The sequence below is a fragment of the Deinococcus malanensis genome, assembly GCF_014647655.1.
Classification (GTDB): domain Bacteria; phylum Deinococcota; class Deinococci; order Deinococcales; family Deinococcaceae; genus Deinococcus; species Deinococcus malanensis.
This window is the reverse complement of the sequence record NZ_BMPP01000005.1, coordinates 187,674-205,176: the sequence shown is the minus strand read 5'-3', so window position 1 is coordinate 205,176 and position 17,503 is coordinate 187,674. Positions and strand designations below refer to the sequence as shown.

The window sequence follows — 17,503 nt, the reverse complement described above, 5'->3', positions numbered from 1 at the left end:
AGGGACGCTTACAGTTGTGCGGTCTTCAGCGGGCCGGCTGACCAGGAGCCTGGGCGGCCAGTTCCGCCTGACGGTCCGCGCGCGGGTTGACATTTTCCAGCACCCGCGCAAACGAGGTCACCACCTGATCAATCTGCTCCCGGCTGATGGTCAGCGGCGGCAGGAAACGCACCACCAGCGGCGTGGCGGGCAGTGTCAGTACCCCCTCGTCGTGTTCCAGGGCAGTGATGTAGGGCGCGCTCTTTTCCTTGAGTTCCACGCCGATCATCAGGCCCAGGCCACGCACCTCGCGGATCTTGGGCGAGCCGATGGCGCGCAGTTTCTCCATGAAGTACGCGCCCTTCTCGCGGGCCTGCTCGGCCATGCCCTCGCGCTTCATGGCGCGCAGGGCCGCCACGCCGGCCGCCATGGCCAGCGGGTTGCCTCCGAAGGTCGAGCCGTGGCCCCCGGCGGGCATCCGGTCGGCCACCGCAGCGGTCATGGCGAAGGCGCCTACCGGCACGCCACCCGCCATGGCCTTGGCCAGCGTGATGCCGTCCGGGATCACGCCGTAGTGCTCACAGCCGAACATCTTGCCGGTGCGGCCGAAGCCGGTCTGGATCTCGTCGATGATCAGCAGGGCGCCGCGCTCCTTGGTAATCCGGCGGGCTTCCTGCACAAATTCCAGGCTGGCCGGGCGCACGCCGCCCTCACCCTGCACCACTTCCAGAATAACGGCGGCCGTCTCGTCAGTCACAGCGGCGCGCAGTTCGTCCAGGTTGCCGTAGGTGATGAAGTCCACGTGGCGGTTGTCCACGGCCTCGCCGAAGGGCTCACGGTACTTGGGCTCCCAGGTGAAGGCCAGCGCACCCAGGCTGCGGCCGGCAAACCCGCGTTTGACCGCCACGAAACGCTGACGGCCCGTGCCGGTAATGGCAAACTTCTTGGCCGCTTCCATGGCCTCGGTGCCGCTGTTACACAGAAACACCCGGTCCAGGCCCTGAGGCAGCACACTGACCAGTTCCGTCAGGAACTCGGCGCGGCGGTCGTTGGGAAGCGTCTGGGCCAGCACCATCAGCTTTGCGGCCTGCTCCTGCACGGCGCGCACCACATCCGGGTGGCTGTGCCCCACGTTGGCCACGCCGGCCCCGACCATGCAGTCGATATAGGCGCGGCCCTGCTCGTCCCACACCACGGCGCCCTGTCCGCGGGTAATGACCACCTGATGCTTGTTGAACACCCCGCTGTCGTACTTCAGTTCGGCATCCAGCCATTTGCTCTGCGTCATGCTTGCTTCCTCCTCTGCTCTGGGCCCAGTGTAGGACGCTCCCGCGCCGGCAATGTGGAGCTGCCTTGCTGTGTGCCTGCCGACCGGCGCGGCATGTTCAGCAGCAGCAATCCCGACAGCACCACCGCCACGCCCAGCAGCGACAGCAGACCGATCGCCTCGCCGGCCACCGCGCCCCAGAACAGGCCCCACAGGGGCAGCACATACGTGACCGCCACCACCTGCGTGGGCGAGACCCGCGCGAGCAGGCCGTAATACAGCAGGTAGGCGACGCCGCTGCCAAAGACCCCGAGCACCAGCATGGACCCCAGCGCGGTTAGGGTTACCGGCCCCGGCTGTGGCCCCAGCAGCGCAACCGGCGCGAGCATCAGGGACGACAGCGTGAGCTGTGTGGTTGCTAGTCCAACCGGGTTCAGGCCGCCCAGCGTGCGTTTGGCGATGGAGGTGGCCACCGCGTAGCCCAGACTGGCGGCCAGCAGGATCAGGACCCCGAACAGGGTGGCGTGCCCGCCACTGATTCCGCCGGAAACGGTCATGGCCACACCGGCCAGCCCGATCATCACCCCGCCGATCACCCGTCCTGTGACCTGGGCGTCTCGCGCACCGAGTGCGATCAGCAGGGAAAATAGTGGCGTCGTGGCGTTCAGGATGGCCGCGATGTTACTGCTGACTGTCTGCTCGCCCCAGGCAAAGAAGGTCCAGGGCAGCACGTTGTTGAACACGGCCACCAGCAGCAGCGGCTTCCACAGGTGCGCCGGCGGCAGGGAATGCCGGCCCCAGCGCAGCGCGGCCCACAGCACCAGGGCACCGAATACGGAACGCAGCAGCGCCACCCACACCGGCGGGAAGACCTCACCGACCAGCTTGATCAGCAGGAACGAGACGCCCCACACCACCGAAAGAATGAACATTTCAAGCACGTCACGCCGCGTCATGGTGCCACCGTAGCGTCAGCGGAGGACTGAGACGGAGTGCTGGGCCGCGGCCTTGCCTGATCCGGCGAAAGCGGCGGCCAGCTCTCGTCCTGAAGAGCCGTTTCCGTCCAGTTTTCCTTGCCGCTCCAGCGTTCGACAGCCAGCGAGTAGACCGAGGTCCGTGCCAGATCGCTGTCCAGGATGGGGCGCATTTCCTGGCCTGGCCGCAGGTCGGGAAAGGCCCGCACGCACAGCACGCTCAGGGCGGCGCGCATCTGGGCCGGGTCAGTCAGGAGCCGGGCGGTGCCGAACGCAATCACGCTGCGGTACTGCACGGTCAGTTCCAGCGGTGAGTTGCTGGGCAGAAACGAGCCGGTTTCCGACACCTCGAACGTGGCCGGGTGACCCTGAACGGTGTTGGCGCGCAGGCGACCGACTATATTCGTGTGGTACACGATGTCGTGCTCCTGCGGGCGATAGGCGTAGGCCAGCGGCGTGATAAAGGGAAACGCCTGCCCGTCCTCACCCTGCCACAGGGTGGCCACGCGGCCGATGCGCCCGCGCAGCAGCAGGGCCTCGATCCAGGCCTCTTCCTGGCGGTTCTGGGGACGGCGGCTGACCGATGGGTCGCGCCGACGGGGATCGTAATGGCTGCTCACCAGCCTTTCCTCTGGCGCAGGCCCAGAATGTGGGCGGTGTGGTGCTGTCCGTGCCAGATGTACACAGCCAGCCACCGGGCCAGACGGACACGACCCTGTTCATCGGCCTGAAAGGCCTGTGCCCAGGCCGCCGGGGGCCTGCCCGCACGGCCTGCCAGATCCGGGTGAACAAAACAGCGCTCCCAGCCGGGCCCGTCAACCGACGAATACAGCTCAGCCCAGCGCGCGTGCAGTCCAGCCAGCAGGTCGAGGCTGGGCTGGACCGGCAGCCGGCTGTCGGGCAGTTCGGCCCAGGTGTCCACGTCCCAGGGTCTGATCACCGGCTCAGGTTCGGTCAGCGCCAGCTTCGTGCGGACATAGGCGTGCAGGTGACTGTCAGCCACATGATGAATCAGGGTCCGAACAGTCCAGCCTCCCTCGCGGTACGGCGTGTCCAGCTGCGTGTCGCCGAGCCCGGCCACGGCGCCGCTCAGTTCGGCAGGGAAGCTACGCAGCGCCGCAATGGCGGCAGACCGCTGCTCAGGCAGAGCCGGCGAGGACGCTGGCGCCGCTCCGATGGGGTAGCTCAGGTCGTTCATGGCAGCCTCTTTTCAAGGTCGTGACAGGTGATGCCCATGCTGTGGCGCAGGTACTGACGGTGCACCGTAAACCGGGCCTCCCCCACGCCAGAATCGAGGTGCAGCGCTTCGCTGCCCAGCCGCCGGGCTTCGGCGTCCAGCCAGACCAGCAGCCGCCCGGCGTGGCCTCGCCCACGGAACCGGGGCAGGGTGGACAGATCGTCCAGGTACAGGGTTCTGCCACCGGCCAGCGTGGTCATGGTGCGGTAGCCGGCCACCGTGACCGCCGGCCCATCCTCGTCTTCAAACACTCCGACCAGCCGGTAGCCTTCTGCGGCGAGCTGGCCCAGGTGCCGTGAAAGTGCCTCTGCGCTGGCCGTAGCCGGAGACCCGGGACGCGGCTCGCGCAGCGCCGCAAGGCCGAGTGCCGTGTCATGCACCTGAACCGGCCGGATCATTCGGGCCACACCTGGCCCAGCACCCTTCTGCTCCCGGGCTGCTCGCCTCCGGACGGACCATAGAACACCACCCACACTTCCAGGTCCTCGGAGAATGCCTCGAACCGGTGTTCGGCGCCGGCTGCGGCATACAGCAGGTCACCCGGCCCGAACGTCTGAACCTGCCCCGCACAGCGAAAGGTGCCGCTGCCGCTGATCACCACATACAGCTCGTCCTGGGCATGAGGCTGCTGGGGATCGTGGCCGCGCGGCCGGTAGAGTTCTAGACGCAGCGAACCGCGATGAAAAACCTCCAGAAATCCGGGAATCGGCGCCGCCTCGCGGGCCCGGGCAAGAGAAACCAGATGCATGCCCCTACACTAGAGAGACAATGGCCTCCCAGAAAGCTCCACTTTCAGGCAATTCAATCAGTCCACTTTCCGAACTGCCTTTTGGGGTGCTGCTGTGCCGGAGTGGCCCTGAGCCGATGCATGCGCAGCTGGCAAAGCAGGTGCGTGAGGCCGTGCTGTCCGGAACCCTGCCTGCCGGCACCCGGCTGCCAGGATCGCGGCGCCTGGCGCTTCACCTGGGCGTAACGCGTGGCGTGGTGGCCGACGCCTACGCCGCCCTGGTGGCCGACGGCACCCTGGCAGCCACGGTCGGCAGCGGTACCCGGGTGCCAGGCGGAGCGGCCCGGCCGCAAGCTGCGTTACAAAGGGCCCCGGCGTGGTTTACCCCTCCGGCGCCCGCCCCGGTGGACGGCCCGCCGGGGCAGCCCGGCGTGCACTTTCAGGTCGGCGTGGCCACCACCGCCACCCTGGACCAGCGCGTCTGGCGGAAGGCCTGGGCTGACGCGGCACGCCAGCCGGTCAGCGGCGACTACGCCGATCCGCAGGGAGAAGCGGACCTGCGGGCAGCACTGTGCGCCTGGACCGGGCGCTCAAGGGGGCTGTCCACCACGGCAGAACACGTGCTGGTCACCGCCGGCACCCTGCAGGCGCTGAACCTGATCGTGCGGGCGCTGCTGCCGCCCGGCTCAGCTGTCCTGATGGAAAATCCGGGCTACCGCGCCGCGCGTCAGGTGATGCTGGATGCCGGTCACCACGTACAGCCGCTCAGTGTAGATGAGGACGGGGCCGTGGTCACAGCACAGACCCCCCCGGCCCGGCTGGTCTATGTCACGCCCAGCCACCAGTTTCCGCTGGGCGTGCGCATGAGCCTGCCCCGGCGCCTGGCCCTGCTGGAGTGGGCCGAGCGCCACGACGCCCTGATTGTCGAGGACGATTACGACGGCGAATTCCGCTACGGCGCCCCCCCCCTGCCGCCACTGGCCAGCCTGGACCGCTCCGGACGGGTGCTGTACCTGGGCACGCTGAGCAAGGCCCTGACTCCGGCGGTGCGCACGGGCTTCCTGCTGGCCCAGGGCGCCCTGATGCCGGCGCTGGTCCGCGCACGGCTGCTGCTCGACGGCGGGCATCCGCTGCCTGTGCAGCGGGCCCTGACCCACTTGCTTATCCGCGGCGAGGTGGACCGGCATGTGCGCCGCACCCGGCGCTGGCACGCCCAGGTACGTGGCGCCCTGACCCGCGAACTTGTCGGGCTCGCCCCCCTGGCGCATCTGGGCGGTATCGAGGCGGGGCTGCATCTGTGTCTGCATCTGGCACCGGGGCTGGACGCAGGCGCACTGACCGACCGGCTGGCCAGCCGGGGAATCTTTGTTTCCACCCTGGCCTCCCATACCTTCGCCGGCCCGGAGGCTCAGGCCCTGCTGCTGGGCTACGCCGGACTGACGGCGGCGCAGGCCCGCGCCGGCAGCCAGGAGATCGCCCGGATGGTCCGTGCAACTCCTGGCTGCCCCGCCCCGTATGAGCAGGCATGAGAAAGAGTTTCCATCTTCCCCTGCTCTCGGCCCTGCCGGTTCTCCTGGTCGCCTGTGGCGGTGACGACGATGACCTGAGCCGCTACAACCGGGTGCAGTACGCCAGTTACCAGCAGTGCATGACGGCCAACCAGGCCTATATCCAGCAGGGCCTGGAAAACCCCTGCGCCGAGGAAGACGACGATCTGGACCTGTACAAGAAGAAAAAGACGTACTTCGGGCCGTATCTGCTGTACACCGGCAGCGGCACCCGCTTCGTGGGATACACGTCCTCGGGTGGAATTTCGTCACGGGGTCTGACCTACGACAGCAAAAAAGGCACCTACGGCAGCTTCAAGGCGCCGGTCAGCCGGGGCGGCCTGACCTCCAGCGCCCGCGCCGGCGCCTCGGGCACCCTGAGCGGAGGCGGCTGATGCAGCGCCTGTCGTTTCCCCCCCGCCCCGACTGGGAGTCCCGCCTCCAGCAGGTCGGCTTTACCTGGTATGCCCCCACCCCCGAGCATCCGGTGCCCTACTGGGGCGAGGACGTGGCCTACGCCTTCACACCGCAGCAGATCGCAGCGCTGCAACGTGACGCCCAGGAACTGACCCGGCTGGTGCTGGACGCCACCGGCCACGCGATCGAACATGGCCGCCTGAATGAGCTCGGAATACCGGCCTTCCTGCACGCGGCAGTACGTGAGTCGTGGGACCGCGACGACCCGACACTGTACATGCGGCTGGACCTCGCCTACGACGGCCAGGGCCGCCCGAAACTGCTGGAGGTCAATGCCCAGACGCCGACCAGTCTGCTGGAAGCCTCGGTATGCCAGTGGCAGTGGCTCGAAGACCGGCTGGAGGCCGGGCAGCTCCCGCCTGGCACCACACAGTGGAACACCATCCACGAAGGCCTGCTGGAACAGTGGGCGCACCTGCGGGAGGCTCGTGGCATCACCCAGGCGCACTTCAGTGCCGCGCGCAGCGACGAGGACATTGCGACCGTCACCTACCTCAGAGACCTGGCCCAGACCCAGGGCGTCTCCGGATCGTTCCTGCTGGCCGAGGAGATCGGCACCCGCCCTGAGGACCCCTGGCTGCTGGACACCTGGAGCCTGCCGATCCGGAACCTGATGTGGCTGTGGCCGTTCGAGTTTGCCTGGGAAGGCCGTGACGCCGCCCATCTGGCCGCCACCCAGACACGCTTTCTGGAGCCGCTGTGGAAGGCCGTGACGGGCAGCAAGGGCCTGCTGGCGCTGCTGCACGAGCTTCACCCCGGCCATGAGCTGATCCTGCCGGCCACCCTGAAGCCCGGGACGCTGGGAGCGCAGGTGGTCCGCAAACCTCTCTTTTCGCGTGAAGGCCAGAACGTGACGCTGCCGGGCGGAACCAGCACGCCAGGGGACTATGCCGACCTGCCCATGGTCGAGCAGGCCTACATCGACCTGCCGGTCTTCGAGGCGGCCGACGGTCCGCGCTATCCGGTGCTGGGCGTGTGGGTCGCCGGTGACGAGGTCTGTGGTCTGGGCCTGCGTGAGGGACGGGGCCGGGTTACCGACAACCGGGCCACCTTTGCTCCCCATGTGGTCCGCGAAGAGGGGCCATGAGCAGCCCGCCTCTGTCCGCCCCCTTCCGCGCCCGGCTGTACGCGTTTCTGGACCCGGGCGACGGCATGCATATGGGCGAGCGGCTGTTCAACGCGCTGCTGGCCATACTGATCGTGTCGAACGTGGCCGTGACCATCATGAGCACGGTGCCCGGAGTGTACGAGGTATACGGCCCCTTGATCCGCGCCTTCGACCTGAGCTGCGCGGTGGTGTTCGGGCTGGAGTACGCCGCCCGGCTGTATGTCACTCCGCTGCGGCCCGGCTACGAGGACGGCTGGCGGGGCATGCTGCGCTACGCCCTGACGCCGCTGCCCCTGATCGACCTGCTGGTGATCGTGTCATTGCTGCTGCCGGGCAGCGCCGCCCTGGCCAGCCTGCGTGGCCTGCGGCTGCTGAAGCTGCTGTCGCTGCTGAAGCTGGGCCGCTACTCGGACTCGCTGCAGCTGATCGGGCGGGTGGTGCGGCGCCGGGCCGGTGAGCTGTTTACGACCGTGCTGATCGTGGTGGTGCTGGTGTTCATTGCCGCCAGCCTGCTGTATCAGGTCGAGTCGAGCGCCGGCACCAAGGGCTTTGAAAGCATCCCGCAGGCGCTGTGGTGGTCGGTGGTCACGCTGACCACCACTGGCTACGGCGACGTGTACCCGCAGACCTCGCTGGGCAAGGCCGCCGCCGGCATGATCATGCTGTTCGGGGTGGGCATGGTCGCGCTGCCCGCCGGCATGATCGCCAGTGGTTTTGCCGAGGAACTTTCACGTCTGCGCATGCAGGAAGAAGCGGTGCCCGAATCCCGCACCCGCTTCTGCCCACACTGCGGTGAGCGCCTGCACTGAAACCCGGAGTTCCTGGAGACTGGAGAACAGAGCTCCGCCCCTGAAAACCGTTCTGGCTTCAGGGGCGGAGCTTTCATGCTGTGGGTCCAGGCTGCGCTTCAGCGCCGGCCCTTCACGGCCCACTGCTCCTCCTGTAACCCGGCCACGTGGTTGGCGGCGCGCGCCATGGCGAACAGCAGGTCCGAGACCCGGTTCAGGTAGATCTGCACCTGCTCGTTGGCCTCCTCCTCGTGCAGCAGTCGGATAACTTCGCGTTCGGCCCGCCGCGCCACTGCCCGGGCGAGGTGCAACGCAGAGGCCGTCAAGGTACCGCTGGGATGAACGAAATTGCGGATGGGGGGCGCGCCGTCCGCATAGCGGTCGATCATCGCCTCGATAAACGCCACGTCCTGCGCATCCATGCGGCTGAGGTTCTTCTCGTACGGCGTCCCGGTCCGGGTGGCCAGGTCCGCGCCCACGTCAAACAGGGCGTTTTGCAGGTACTCCAGATCCGCGTCCAGGGCCGCATGCGGCTGATGGCTGCGGCCATTGTGCGCCCGTGCCAGACCTATGGCGCTGTTAAGTTCATCCACAGTGCCGTAGGCCTCCACGCGAATGTGCGCCTTGCTCACTCGGTCCGCCCCGTACAGCCCCGTCTGGCCACCGTCCCCGGTCTTGGTGTAAAGCTTCATGGCTTCAGGGTAGTGGGTCACAAGGCAGAGGGACGCAGAATCGATTCTGCGTCCCTCTGCCCGCTTTCCTGTCCGGTGTTAGAGGCGGCCAGTCCGTTCGGTCAGGTCACGCAGGCCCTGGGCCAGCTCCGGGTGCAGGGCCGCAGCACGGTAACGCCAGGTCCAGTTGTGCTCGCCGGTGGTCCCCGGCAGGTTCATGCGCGCCTCGGTGCCCAGGTTCATGATGTCCTGCAGGGGCACGACTGCCAGCTTCGCGCGGCTCTCGAAGGCCAGCCGCGTCAGCTGAGAGGCAAAGCTGTCCTCGGTCGGGTCGCTGCTGGTGTAGGTGCGGAAGTTGTGCTTCTCCTGCTCGTCGGCATTCCTCCACCAGCCCCGGGTCGTGTCGTTGTCGTGGGTGCCGGTGTACACTACTTGGTTCTCGCGCAGGTTGTGAGGCAGGAAGTCGTTGACACTGAAGTCCCCGCCGCCAAAGGCAAACTGCAGCACGGCCATGCCCGGGAAACCAAAATCATCACGCAGTTTTTCCACGTCCGGTGTAATCACGCCCAGGTCCTCGGCGATGATCGGCAACTCGCCCAGGGCTTCACGCACGGCGGCAAACATTTCGTGCCCAAGCGCGGGCACCCAGCGCCCATGCACCGCCGTCTCGGCCGGAAAGGGAATTTCCCAGTAGCCGGCAAAGCCCCGGAAGTGGTCAATGCGGATCACGTCGTACAGCTTCAGGCTGCCCTGAAACCGCTCGATCCACCACTGGAAACCGTTCTGGCGCATGGCGTCCCAGTTGTACAGCGGGTTGCCCCACAGCTGCCCGGTCTCGCTGAAGTAGTCCGGCGGCACGCCGGCGACCACGGTAGGCTGCCCCTGGTCGTCGAAGTAGAACTGCTCGCGGTTGGCCCAGGCGTCACTGCTGTCCATGGCCACGAAAATCGGAATATCCCCGATCACCTGAACACCCTTGCCGCGCGCGTACTCCCGGATGGCGGTCCACTGGCGGAAAAACAGGAACTGAACGAACCGCACGCGCTCCAGGGACTCCCCCAGGCTACTCCGCGCCGTGGCCAGGGCCTCGGGCTGACGGTCGCGCACCGCAGCCGGCCAGGCGTTCCAGGGGAGGCCTCCATAGGTGTCCTTGAGGGCCGTGAACAGGGCGTAATCATCGAGCCAGCCGGCCTCGGCCCGGGTAAACGCCTCGAAATCCGCGCGCAGGTGTCCTGCCTGCCCACCCACAAACGCCGCACAGGCGCGCTCCAGCATCTGGTTGCGCCACACGTACTGCTGGCCGAAATCCACCTTGTCGGGGTTGAAGGCCGGCAGCGCCGCGAAGTCCGCGTCACCGAGCAGACCCTCCTCGCGCAGGGTGGTCAGGTCGATCAGGTAGGGGTTGCCCGCGAAGGCACTGAAGGCCTGGTAGGGGCTGTCGCCGTAGCCGGTGGGACCCAGCGGCATCACCTGCCAGTAATGCTGTCCGGCGGCAGCCAGCCAGTCGATGAAATGCCGGGCCTGCGTTCCCAGCTCGCCAATGCCGTAAGGGCCAGGAAGGCTGGTGGGGTGCAGCAGGACGCCGCTGGAGCGTGAAATGGTCATGGGAGGGGCCTCCGGGATGAGAGCGGGCGACCGTTGACGTCACCCAGTTTTGGAAATGATTCCAGTTGGCGCCCAGGATAGTACACCAGCCCCTCATCCGCGCCGGGTCCGGCCCTTACTTGGTATTCAGGAAGTCCAGAATGGCCCGTGCCAGGGCCTGGGAGATCCGCTCGCGGTAGGCTGCCTGCGCCAGTTTGGGACCCTCCACCGGACTGCTGCCAAAACCGACTTCGACCAGAATGGCCGGAGTGGTCGGGTTGCTGATCACGTAGAAAGCGTCGGTCTGCACGCCACGGTTCACCGCACCGGTGGCGGCGATCAGGCGGGACTGGACCTTATGGGCCAGATCCCGGCTAAACGCGATCTTGGCCTGGGCCAGGATGTCCCCCAGCATGTTCTGGGCACTGGTGGACGCCTGCCGGGTCAGGACCTCCCCCACCGTGCCTCCGCCGTTTTCCAGCACCGCGAGGCTGCGGTTGCGCCCGGCGAGCGGCTGACCGAAGTAGAAGGTCTCGATGCCCTGCGCCCCGGGGCCGGCGGCATTGACGTGAATGCTGACAAAGGCACTGACCGTGCCGTTCTTGGCCAGACGCGAGCGGGCTTCGAGGTCCTGGGCCTTGTTGGCGCTCAGGTGACGGTCGGACTCGCGAGCCATCACGACGTCCACGCCATGCTTGACCAGTTCAGCGCGGGTGCGCAGGGCGATATCAAGGGTCACCTCCTCTTCCGAGGTCCAGCGGCTCTGTGCCCCGGGGTCTCTGCCGCCGTGTCCGGCGTCGAGCACCACCCGCGGACGCACGGCTGGCTGTGCGGCTGGAGGGGCGGGCGTCGTGCTGGCAGGCCGGGCCACCGCGGCCGGGGTGCGCGCGCCCGCTGCAGGCTGGGGACGCGGCGTGGCCGGCACTTTCGAGGCTGCGGCGCTGGTCGGCACATCGATCACCAGCCGGGCCTTCTGGGCTCCGCTGGCCGGCAGCACCGAGGCCCTGGCCTGACTGTGACCCTTGGCCAGCGTGACCGTCACGGTTTTCCCCGCCACCGCGTAGGCCGTGACCCCTGAAGCACTCAGTGGGCCCTGATCGGCCTTAAGCGGCACACTGAGCTGCACGGTGATGCTCTGTCCCTGCACTTTCACATTAGATGTAGAGGTGGCGGGGAGATCGAAGACCAGCCGCGTGAACCCGTCATGCGATCCGACGCGGGGCGCGGCGTGGGCGCCCGGCGCAAGCAGGGCGCCGGTCAGCAGCGTACACAGCAGCATTCGGGACACCGGAGACCGGAGACAGGACTTTGTAGACGCGTTCACTGCCCAGAAGTGTACCCTCCGCCCCTGGACCACAGGATGAAAAATTCGTCGGCTGAACCGAAGCTGACCGGAGCCCTCACGCCGCTCAGTGCACCGCCCGCTAGGGTGCAGGACATGAGCAAGCCACCCTTGTCCCGCCGCACCTCCATGCTGGCCGCCCTGACCACCCTGAGCCTCCTGGGGCTGTCTGCCGTAGGACCGGCGCAGGCCGTCAACTTTGGCGGCCTGAACATTACTCCCCGGGGTGCCCAGAACCTGAACCTGGAAACCGGCGCCACCGACCTGCCTCAGGGCGGCACCGCCACCGATGCCCGAAGTGGCATGAAGCTCACGGCCGCCCGCATGCAGATCCGCCCCGGCCAGACGCTGAGTGCCCAGGACGCGACCATCACCACCCGGCAGGGCAGTACCCTGCACGCCGCGCAGGTCGTCTATGACCTGAAGGGCGGCACGGTGGTGGCCTCGGGAGGCGCCACGTACCGAGATTCGCGCTTTGGCGGACTGGGTGCCCCTGCAATGGCCCTGTATGTCAAATCCGGCTTCGTGACTGCTGGCGGCGGCATCAAGGCCCAGAGCCCGGCCCTGACCGCTTCGGGCATGGTGTTCGATCCGTCCACCATGCAGGTCCTGCTGACCGGCCCTGCCAGTGTGACGCAGGGGTCCGTGCGGGCCAGTGCTCCGGCCGGCGGACGGCTGGTGCTGGTGTTTGCCGGCAACCGCCTGCTGCGCGCCGCCACCCCCGACAACGCTACCCTGGCGCGGTTCCGTCCTTATCTGAAGTAATACTCGTTTCCTTAGAACTCAGTAGAGCCGCCGGACAGCAGTCATCCGGCGGCTTTCTGTGTACGCCGGAATCAGGCGTTGGGCTTGAGCAGATGGTTCAGGCAGTGACCATAACTCACGCCCTGACGGGCATCCACCACCAGGTCGGCCACGCTGAATTCCTGCAGCACGCCCAGCATCGCGTCGCGCATGCGCCGGTACACGCTGGCGCGGGCGTGACATCGGTCCTCTTCCACACACGGCTCGTGCCAGTTCAGGCTGATACAAGACAGCGGCGCCACCGGTCCGTCAATGGCGCGCACGACCTCACACAGGCTGATCAGCTGGGGCTTGCGGGCCAGCGCGTATCCACCGCCGATACCTTTCTTGCTTTTCACGACGCCCTTGGCAGTCAGCGCGGCCAGAATACGTACCAGATAGGGACGGTGCACGCCGGTCGCGTCACTGATCTCCTCGCTGGAGATCCAGCTGCCTTCAGCCTGGGTGCCCAGGAACCCCAGAGCCTGAAAGGCGTAGACATCGGTCGCTGAGAGCCGCATGCGCGGCAGTCTAGCGTGCCCGGCCTGCGCCCGACGTGCTCCAGCACCCGGTCCGGTGGGACCAGGGGTCAGTCCGGATAACGCTCGCGCAGGTAGGCCACGGCCACCGGATCAAACTGTCCTCCCGGCACCCAGCGCTCTTCGAGGTTCTCGGTGCCGTACAGCGCCCAGGCAGCTGCCTCGGTGGCCTCGTCCCATTCCCCTGGCGGCAGGGCCGGCGCGTAACCCTGGCGGACCAGCAGCCCTCGCAGCCAGCGCAGTTCGGCCTCGTCTGGACGGCGAGTCGTTTCAGGACGGCCGAACAGCAGATCATGCACGTCCAGCAATCGCGCCAGCTCCGTGCAGGGATCAGGGTGGTCGTCGGCCCGCAGGTTGACCCAGTCGTCGGTCAGGCCGCCGTAGCCGCGCCCCGGGCCCGCACACAGCAGCGCCGCCGACTGCCGGCCCCGTCGGTCCCCACCTGCCTGATCCCCGGCCTGAAGGGCAGCAAACAGGCGGCGCGGCAGTGGGGTTCCGGCCGCTTCCAGCCAGGCACGGTGGATGGCCTGCACCACCTCGGGGCCGGTCAGGATATTGCCCTGGATCGCCACATCCGGCTCGGCTATGCCGCCGGCCCAGGCGTGGCAGCCCTGACCTGTGAAAGTTGCGCTGCGGCCGTCGGCCCCCACCAGTCCGAACTGCCGCTGCACGATGCCGGCGTCCTCGGCCTGAAAGCGGGCGCTGACTTCCTGAGGCGCGAGCCCGCCGGACAGCAGCGCCAGCCCGTCCGGACCGAAGTTGGGATTCACGTAGCTCTGGGTGGCGACGGCGCCCACCCCGCCACGGACAAACGGGACCAGCGCCCCCACCGCCAGAAACTTGCTGGCCACCGCCACGCCCAGGTCACCGGTCTGCGGATCACGCCCCACAATGGAGAAGGTCATACCCGGAGGGTACGGCATAAGGTGCACCGAAAGCAGCGCCGGGCAGGGGCGTTTTCATGGCTGGTGTCCTGTTACTCCGGCCAGGGCGTGCTCCGGAAGCTGCGTTCTCCTCACATCTGGCCAGCAGGCGGGAGCTGCCGTCTCAGCGGATTCCAGCGCCCGAGGAGCGGCGCGCGCCGTGTTAGCCTCGCTGGGATGACCTTCGCGCACGCCGTCACGGACCGCACCCGCCGCCTCCAGACCCGTCTGTGCGTGGGGCTCGATCCCCGCCTGGACGCCTACCGCGACGCAGCCCATCTGCGCGAACATACCCTGGATATGCTGGAGGCGACCGCGCCCTATGCCGCCTGTGTCAAGCCACAGCTGGCCTTTTACGAGGCCATGGGCCTGAGCGGCATGAAGCTGCTTGAGGAGGTCTGCGCCGCGGCGCGCACGCTGGGCCTGCCGGTGCTGCTGGACGGCAAACGTGGAGACATCGGCAGCACGGCACAGGCTTATGCCCAGGGCTGGCTGAGCGGGCCGCATGCCGGTTCGGCGCTGACGGTCAATCCCTTTCTGGGCTTTGAGACCTTGACGCCCTTCGTGGACACGGCCCTTGCCAATGGAGGCGCCGTGTTCATCCTGGTCAAGACCAGCAATCCCGGGCAGACCGACCTGCAGGGCAGCGGCGTCAGCGAGCGGGTGGCCGACGAGGTCAGGCGGCTGAACGCCGGGGAACCTGAAGGCGAATATGCCAGTGTGGGTGCGGTCGTGGGCGCCACCCATCCGGAGGATCTGGCTGCCTTCCGCGCCCTGATGCCGCGCGCCCTGCTGCTGTTGCCCGGGCTGGGAGCTCAGGGAGCCCGCGCTTCAGACCTCAGCGGCGCCTTTCATGCCGGCGGTACCGGTGCCCTGGCCAGTGCGAGTCGCGGCGTGCAATACGCCCAGGGACTGGACGTGCAGGCCAGCGTCACTGCCGCACGAGGCTTCCGGGATGAACTGAATACCGCGCTGACCACTTAAAAACCGCGTGTTTCCGGGCACATTCAGATCGCCGTGAAGTCTTTCACACTTAATGACCGGCCCGTCAGGTCCGTGCCAGAGTCGGCCGGGTACAGTGCCTCATGAACAAAGAAAGCCGTGCACGCGCCCTGGGCGCCCTGGTTCTATTTCCGCTTCTGCTCGGCTCTGCTGGAGCAGCAACCATCAAGGTGGCCTCGGTCAGCCCGCTGTCGGGCAGCCTCGCGCCTATCGGGACCGAAGTGCGCCGCGGCGCAGAGCTCGCCGTTCAGGAGCAGGTCCGTGCGTTCAAGGCGCTTGGGCACGATCTGGTGTTCATGCCTATGGACGATCAGGCCAATGCCGCCCAGGGCACCCAGATCGGCAAGACCCTGGTGGCAGACCGCGCCGTACTGGGTGTCGTAGGCGCCCTGAACTCGAGCGTGACCAACACTCTGGCGGCCGCGACCGCTGCGGCCAACCTTGCCGTGATCTCTCCGGCCAGCACCAACGATCTGCTGACCAGCAACAAGTGGAAGAACTTCAGCCGGGTGGTCGCGCCTGACAGCGCCCAGGCCGTCGCTGCCGCCCAGTATCTCCAGAGTGAGGTCGGTGCCAAGACAGTGTTTGTGGTGTCCGACAACACCGCCTACGGCAACGGTCTGTCCAAGGTGCTGCAGACCAACCTCAAGCGCCAGAACATCGGGCTGGCCGGCTACGTGGGCGCCTCCAGCGACGAGCAGATCGCCGGAGCCGTCAAGCGCATCAAGACCCTCAACCCCGACGTGGTCTACTTCGGTGGCACCGACGACGTGGGTTCCAAACTGCTCAAGGCTGTCCGCGCGGCCGGCATCAAGGCCCTGTTCATGGGCGGCGACGGTCTGGATTCTCCCAGCTTCATTCAGCGCAGCGGAATCGACGCTGCCGGCGTGGTCTTCAGCACCGGCTTCGGCCCTGTAACTGTGTTTTCCGGCGCTCCGGCCTTTACCCAGAGGTACCAGGCTGCCTACAAGTCCAAACCCAACGGTGTGTCGGTCTATGCCTACGACGCCATGAACGTCATGCTTGAAGCCATCAAGAGCTCTCTGCGTCCCGGCGCAGCCCTGCCCAGCCGCGCTCAGGTGACCACGGCCGTGCGCCGCCAGAACTTCCCGGCCTGCTTCGACGGCGCCGCCGGCAAGTGCAGCATCGTGTCCGGCGCAATGGGCTTCGACAACACCGGCGAGCGTCAGCGTTCACGCGTATTCATCATGAAACTCGACAACGTGCTGCAGGGTCAGGTGGCCAAGGTCCAGACGGTCACCGCCGAAAGCCTCAAGTAACTTCTCCCATCCACTGAAGAAGCGCTCCTGTTCCCGGAGCGCTTCTTCTACTGATCTTCATGGCCAAGAGCCTATGGCGGGGTACGTAGGCCCATCCATCGGGGATGGGACGGCTCGTGTGTCTGCGGCCCCAGCGTAAGTGTCCAGCCATGGCCAGCTGCGGCCTGAGGCATTTCCGACGAACGGCGACCACGCTCCGGCTAGACTCAGACGTGCTTCCCGTACGTGCCGTGATTCTTGACCTGGATGACACCCTGTTCGATGACACGGCCTGCACCCATGCGGGCCTCGCGGCGCTGGCTGCCGAGCATGACATCCGGCACTGGACCCCCGAGTGCCTGTTTGCCCGGCATGCCGAACATATCCGCGCCATAGACCCCCTGCTGTTCCGTGGCGAGGTGGACGCCCACGGCGCCCGTGTCCTTCGCATGACCCGTCTGCTGACGGACCTGGAGGTGCCGAACCCCGACGGCGAGACGGCCACGCGAACTTACCGCTCCGCTTACCGGGCGGCCTGGGCCCTGCTGGAGGGTGCTGTGGACCTGCTGCACGAACTCCAGGCCCGGGGCCTACGCACGGCGGTCCTGACCAACTACGTGCGACAGGTCCAACTGGAAAAGCTGACCCACTTCGGGCTGGACAAGCTGGTGGACGTCACCCTGTGTATTGAAGACGTCCCGGCGCCCAAGCCGGATATCCGCGCTTATCACGCAGCCTGCACCGCCCTGGGCGTTGTCCCGGCCGAGACAGTCATGGTCGGCGACTCCTGGGAAAACGACGTGGAAGGTGCGCGCCGGGCTGGACTGCGCGCGGTGTGGATTAACCGGCAGGGCCGGCCCGCGCCGTGCCCAGCGGTCACTCAGGTCAGCGCTCTGGCGAACGTCACCAGTCTGCTGGGCTGAGCAGGACTCAGAGCCGCAGAGGCCGGAGCAGCGAGTGTATCAGCCGGTTTCCCACAGTGACGCTCCTCCGCCGGCGCAGCTTCTCCTCACTGCCTGCCTGAGGGACAGGAGCGTCATTCAGGTACGTATTGTTCTGAAGAGGCATGTTACCGGGCCCAGCCTGCCCGGTTCCGTTCCCTGATCAGAGCTTCCGGAGACTGCCGTAAAGGTCCGGGAAGGTGCGCCCACAGGCGAACCCCTTGGTGCGCCTAACCCGCCAATTTGGGCTGTGCGCCTGTAAAGGGATGTGCTGGCTCGGCAGGGCGTCCGAACAAAGCTGAACCGCGCCGTACTCCTGCGTTCGGCGCGGTTCAGACGCGAGTTCCGGACCCCG

Annotated in this window: 19 protein-coding genes; 8 read left to right on the top strand and 11 right to left on the bottom strand. The window is 67.2% G+C overall.

The features are described from left to right. Window positions 1–25 precede the first annotated feature (25 nt). Genes IEY49_RS07865 through IEY49_RS07840 form a run of 6 tightly spaced genes read right to left on the bottom strand, consistent with a single transcriptional unit; the run spans window position 26 to window position 4,205 of the window. On the bottom strand, window positions 26–1,267 hold the full coding sequence (locus IEY49_RS07865; protein WP_189006321.1) for an aspartate aminotransferase family protein: 1,242 nt from the start codon (window positions 1,265–1,267) through the stop codon (window positions 26–28). Next, window positions 1,264–2,202 carry a DMT family transporter gene (locus tag IEY49_RS07860; RefSeq protein WP_189006318.1) on the bottom strand — a complete coding sequence of 313 codons (939 nt, stop codon included), beginning with the start codon at window positions 2,200–2,202 and terminating at the stop codon, window positions 1,264–1,266. The genes IEY49_RS07865 and IEY49_RS07860 overlap by 4 nt, the downstream gene beginning before the upstream one ends. Further along, window positions 2,199–2,840, bottom strand: coding sequence for a pyridoxamine 5'-phosphate oxidase family protein (locus tag IEY49_RS07855; protein ID WP_189006315.1), 642 nt, complete (start codon window positions 2,838–2,840; stop codon window positions 2,199–2,201). The genes IEY49_RS07860 and IEY49_RS07855 overlap by 4 nt, the downstream gene beginning before the upstream one ends. Continuing rightward, the gene (locus IEY49_RS07850) at window positions 2,837–3,418 is read right to left on the bottom strand and encodes a YfiT family bacillithiol transferase (protein ID WP_189006312.1); all 582 of its coding nucleotides are present in this window, start codon (window positions 3,416–3,418) and stop codon (window positions 2,837–2,839) included. The genes IEY49_RS07855 and IEY49_RS07850 overlap by 4 nt, the downstream gene beginning before the upstream one ends. Continuing rightward, window positions 3,415–3,855, bottom strand: a complete 441-nt coding sequence (locus IEY49_RS07845; protein ID WP_189006309.1) for a GNAT family N-acetyltransferase — start codon at window positions 3,853–3,855, stop codon at window positions 3,415–3,417. Before IEY49_RS07845 ends, IEY49_RS07850 begins: the two co-directional genes overlap by 4 nt. After that, the gene (locus tag IEY49_RS07840) at window positions 3,852–4,205 is read right to left on the bottom strand and encodes a cupin domain-containing protein (protein ID WP_189006306.1); all 354 of its coding nucleotides are present in this window, start codon (window positions 4,203–4,205) and stop codon (window positions 3,852–3,854) included. The genes IEY49_RS07845 and IEY49_RS07840 overlap by 4 nt, the downstream gene beginning before the upstream one ends. A 20-nt stretch (window positions 4,206–4,225) precedes the next feature. Between IEY49_RS07840 and pdxR the strand changes: the two genes are divergently transcribed. Genes pdxR through IEY49_RS07820 form a run of 4 tightly spaced genes read left to right on the top strand, consistent with a single transcriptional unit; the run spans window position 4,226 to window position 8,125 of the window. Then, the gene (gene pdxR / locus IEY49_RS07835; protein ID WP_189006303.1) at window positions 4,226–5,713 is read left to right on the top strand and encodes a MocR-like pyridoxine biosynthesis transcription factor PdxR; all 1,488 of its coding nucleotides are present in this window, start codon (window positions 4,226–4,228) and stop codon (window positions 5,711–5,713) included. Continuing rightward, on the top strand, window positions 5,710–6,126 hold the full coding sequence (locus tag IEY49_RS07830; RefSeq protein ID WP_189006300.1) for a hypothetical protein: 417 nt from the start codon (window positions 5,710–5,712) through the stop codon (window positions 6,124–6,126). The genes pdxR and IEY49_RS07830 overlap by 4 nt, the downstream gene beginning before the upstream one ends. Further along, on the top strand, window positions 6,126–7,295 hold the full coding sequence (locus IEY49_RS07825) for a glutathionylspermidine synthase family protein (RefSeq protein ID WP_189006297.1): 1,170 nt from the start codon (window positions 6,126–6,128) through the stop codon (window positions 7,293–7,295). Before IEY49_RS07830 ends, IEY49_RS07825 begins: the two co-directional genes overlap by 1 nt. Next, complete coding sequence (locus IEY49_RS07820) at window positions 7,292–8,125, top strand: ion transporter (RefSeq protein ID WP_189006293.1); 834 nt, start codon at window positions 7,292–7,294, stop codon at window positions 8,123–8,125. Before IEY49_RS07825 ends, IEY49_RS07820 begins: the two co-directional genes overlap by 4 nt. Before the next feature lie 98 nt (window positions 8,126–8,223). Here the strand turns inward: IEY49_RS07820 and IEY49_RS07815 are convergent, their stop codons facing one another. The 3 genes from IEY49_RS07815 to IEY49_RS07805 form a co-directional block, all read right to left on the bottom strand. Continuing rightward, a complete protein-coding gene (locus tag IEY49_RS07815) occupies window positions 8,224–8,796 on the bottom strand; it encodes a cob(I)yrinic acid a,c-diamide adenosyltransferase (protein WP_189006290.1) in 573 nt (190 codons plus the stop codon). Between the two features lie 78 nt (window positions 8,797–8,874). After that, the gene (gene malQ / locus IEY49_RS07810; RefSeq protein WP_189006287.1) at window positions 8,875–10,380 is read right to left on the bottom strand and encodes a 4-alpha-glucanotransferase; all 1,506 of its coding nucleotides are present in this window, start codon (window positions 10,378–10,380) and stop codon (window positions 8,875–8,877) included. Window positions 10,381–10,495: 115 nt separating this feature from the next. Beyond that, the gene (locus IEY49_RS07805; protein ID WP_229780693.1) at window positions 10,496–11,638 is read right to left on the bottom strand and encodes an N-acetylmuramoyl-L-alanine amidase family protein; all 1,143 of its coding nucleotides are present in this window, start codon (window positions 11,636–11,638) and stop codon (window positions 10,496–10,498) included. 159 nt (window positions 11,639–11,797) lie between these two features. Here IEY49_RS07805 and IEY49_RS07800 point away from each other — a divergent pair, with 159 nt between their 5' ends. After that, window positions 11,798–12,466: a hypothetical protein gene (locus IEY49_RS07800; RefSeq protein WP_189006284.1), complete on the top strand. Its 669-nt coding sequence runs from the start codon at window positions 11,798–11,800 to the stop codon at window positions 12,464–12,466. 71 nt (window positions 12,467–12,537) lie between these two features. On the opposite strand, the gene IEY49_RS07795 is transcribed toward IEY49_RS07800, so the two are convergent. Further along, window positions 12,538–13,005, bottom strand: coding sequence for an Rrf2 family transcriptional regulator (locus IEY49_RS07795; protein ID WP_189006280.1), 468 nt, complete (start codon window positions 13,003–13,005; stop codon window positions 12,538–12,540). Between the two features lie 68 nt (window positions 13,006–13,073). Continuing rightward, the gene (locus IEY49_RS07790) at window positions 13,074–13,928 is read right to left on the bottom strand and encodes a DUF1028 domain-containing protein (protein ID WP_189006277.1); all 855 of its coding nucleotides are present in this window, start codon (window positions 13,926–13,928) and stop codon (window positions 13,074–13,076) included. A gap of 195 nt (window positions 13,929–14,123) precedes the next feature. Between IEY49_RS07790 and pyrF the strand changes: the two genes are divergently transcribed. From pyrF to IEY49_RS07775, 3 genes are all read left to right on the top strand, one after another. After that, entirely contained in the window at window positions 14,124–14,930 is an 807-nt protein-coding gene (gene pyrF, locus IEY49_RS07785; protein WP_189006274.1) for an orotidine-5'-phosphate decarboxylase, read from the top strand. Between the two features lie 101 nt (window positions 14,931–15,031). Continuing rightward, complete coding sequence (locus tag IEY49_RS07780) at window positions 15,032–16,228, top strand: branched-chain amino acid ABC transporter substrate-binding protein (RefSeq protein ID WP_189006271.1); 1,197 nt, start codon at window positions 15,032–15,034, stop codon at window positions 16,226–16,228. 212 nt (window positions 16,229–16,440) lie between these two features. Further along, window positions 16,441–17,130 (top strand): HAD family hydrolase, encoded by a 690-nt coding sequence (locus tag IEY49_RS07775; protein WP_189006268.1) that lies wholly within the window; start codon window positions 16,441–16,443, stop codon window positions 17,128–17,130. The last annotated feature ends 373 nt before the right edge of the window (window positions 17,131–17,503 follow it).

Coding starts and splice junctions, on each gene's coding strand:
- malQ (WP_189006287.1), bottom strand. CDS start 10,380: ATGACCATTTCACGCTCCAGCGGCGTCCTGCTGCACCCCACCAGCCTT.
- pdxR (WP_189006303.1), top strand. CDS start 4,226: ATGGCCTCCCAGAAAGCTCCACTTTCAGGCAATTCAATCAGTCCACTT.
- IEY49_RS07865 (WP_189006321.1), bottom strand. CDS start 1,267: ATGACGCAGAGCAAATGGCTGGATGCCGAACTGAAGTACGACAGCGGG.
- IEY49_RS07780 (WP_189006271.1), top strand. CDS start 15,032: ATGAACAAAGAAAGCCGTGCACGCGCCCTGGGCGCCCTGGTTCTATTT.
- IEY49_RS07830 (WP_189006300.1), top strand. CDS start 5,710: ATGAGAAAGAGTTTCCATCTTCCCCTGCTCTCGGCCCTGCCGGTTCTC.
- IEY49_RS07860 (WP_189006318.1), bottom strand. CDS start 2,202: ATGACGCGGCGTGACGTGCTTGAAATGTTCATTCTTTCGGTGGTGTGG.
- IEY49_RS07795 (WP_189006280.1), bottom strand. CDS start 13,005: ATGCGGCTCTCAGCGACCGATGTCTACGCCTTTCAGGCTCTGGGGTTC.
- IEY49_RS07805 (WP_229780693.1), bottom strand. CDS start 11,638: ATGCTGCTGTGTACGCTGCTGACCGGCGCCCTGCTTGCGCCGGGCGCC.
- pyrF (WP_189006274.1), top strand. CDS start 14,124: ATGACCTTCGCGCACGCCGTCACGGACCGCACCCGCCGCCTCCAGACC.
- IEY49_RS07840 (WP_189006306.1), bottom strand. CDS start 4,205: ATGCATCTGGTTTCTCTTGCCCGGGCCCGCGAGGCGGCGCCGATTCCC.
- IEY49_RS07825 (WP_189006297.1), top strand. CDS start 6,126: ATGCAGCGCCTGTCGTTTCCCCCCCGCCCCGACTGGGAGTCCCGCCTC.
- IEY49_RS07790 (WP_189006277.1), bottom strand. CDS start 13,928: ATGACCTTCTCCATTGTGGGGCGTGATCCGCAGACCGGTGACCTGGGC.
- IEY49_RS07820 (WP_189006293.1), top strand. CDS start 7,292: ATGAGCAGCCCGCCTCTGTCCGCCCCCTTCCGCGCCCGGCTGTACGCG.
- IEY49_RS07800 (WP_189006284.1), top strand. CDS start 11,798: ATGAGCAAGCCACCCTTGTCCCGCCGCACCTCCATGCTGGCCGCCCTG.
- IEY49_RS07850 (WP_189006312.1), bottom strand. CDS start 3,418: ATGAACGACCTGAGCTACCCCATCGGAGCGGCGCCAGCGTCCTCGCCG.
- IEY49_RS07845 (WP_189006309.1), bottom strand. CDS start 3,855: ATGATCCGGCCGGTTCAGGTGCATGACACGGCACTCGGCCTTGCGGCG.
- IEY49_RS07815 (WP_189006290.1), bottom strand. CDS start 8,796: ATGAAGCTTTACACCAAGACCGGGGACGGTGGCCAGACGGGGCTGTAC.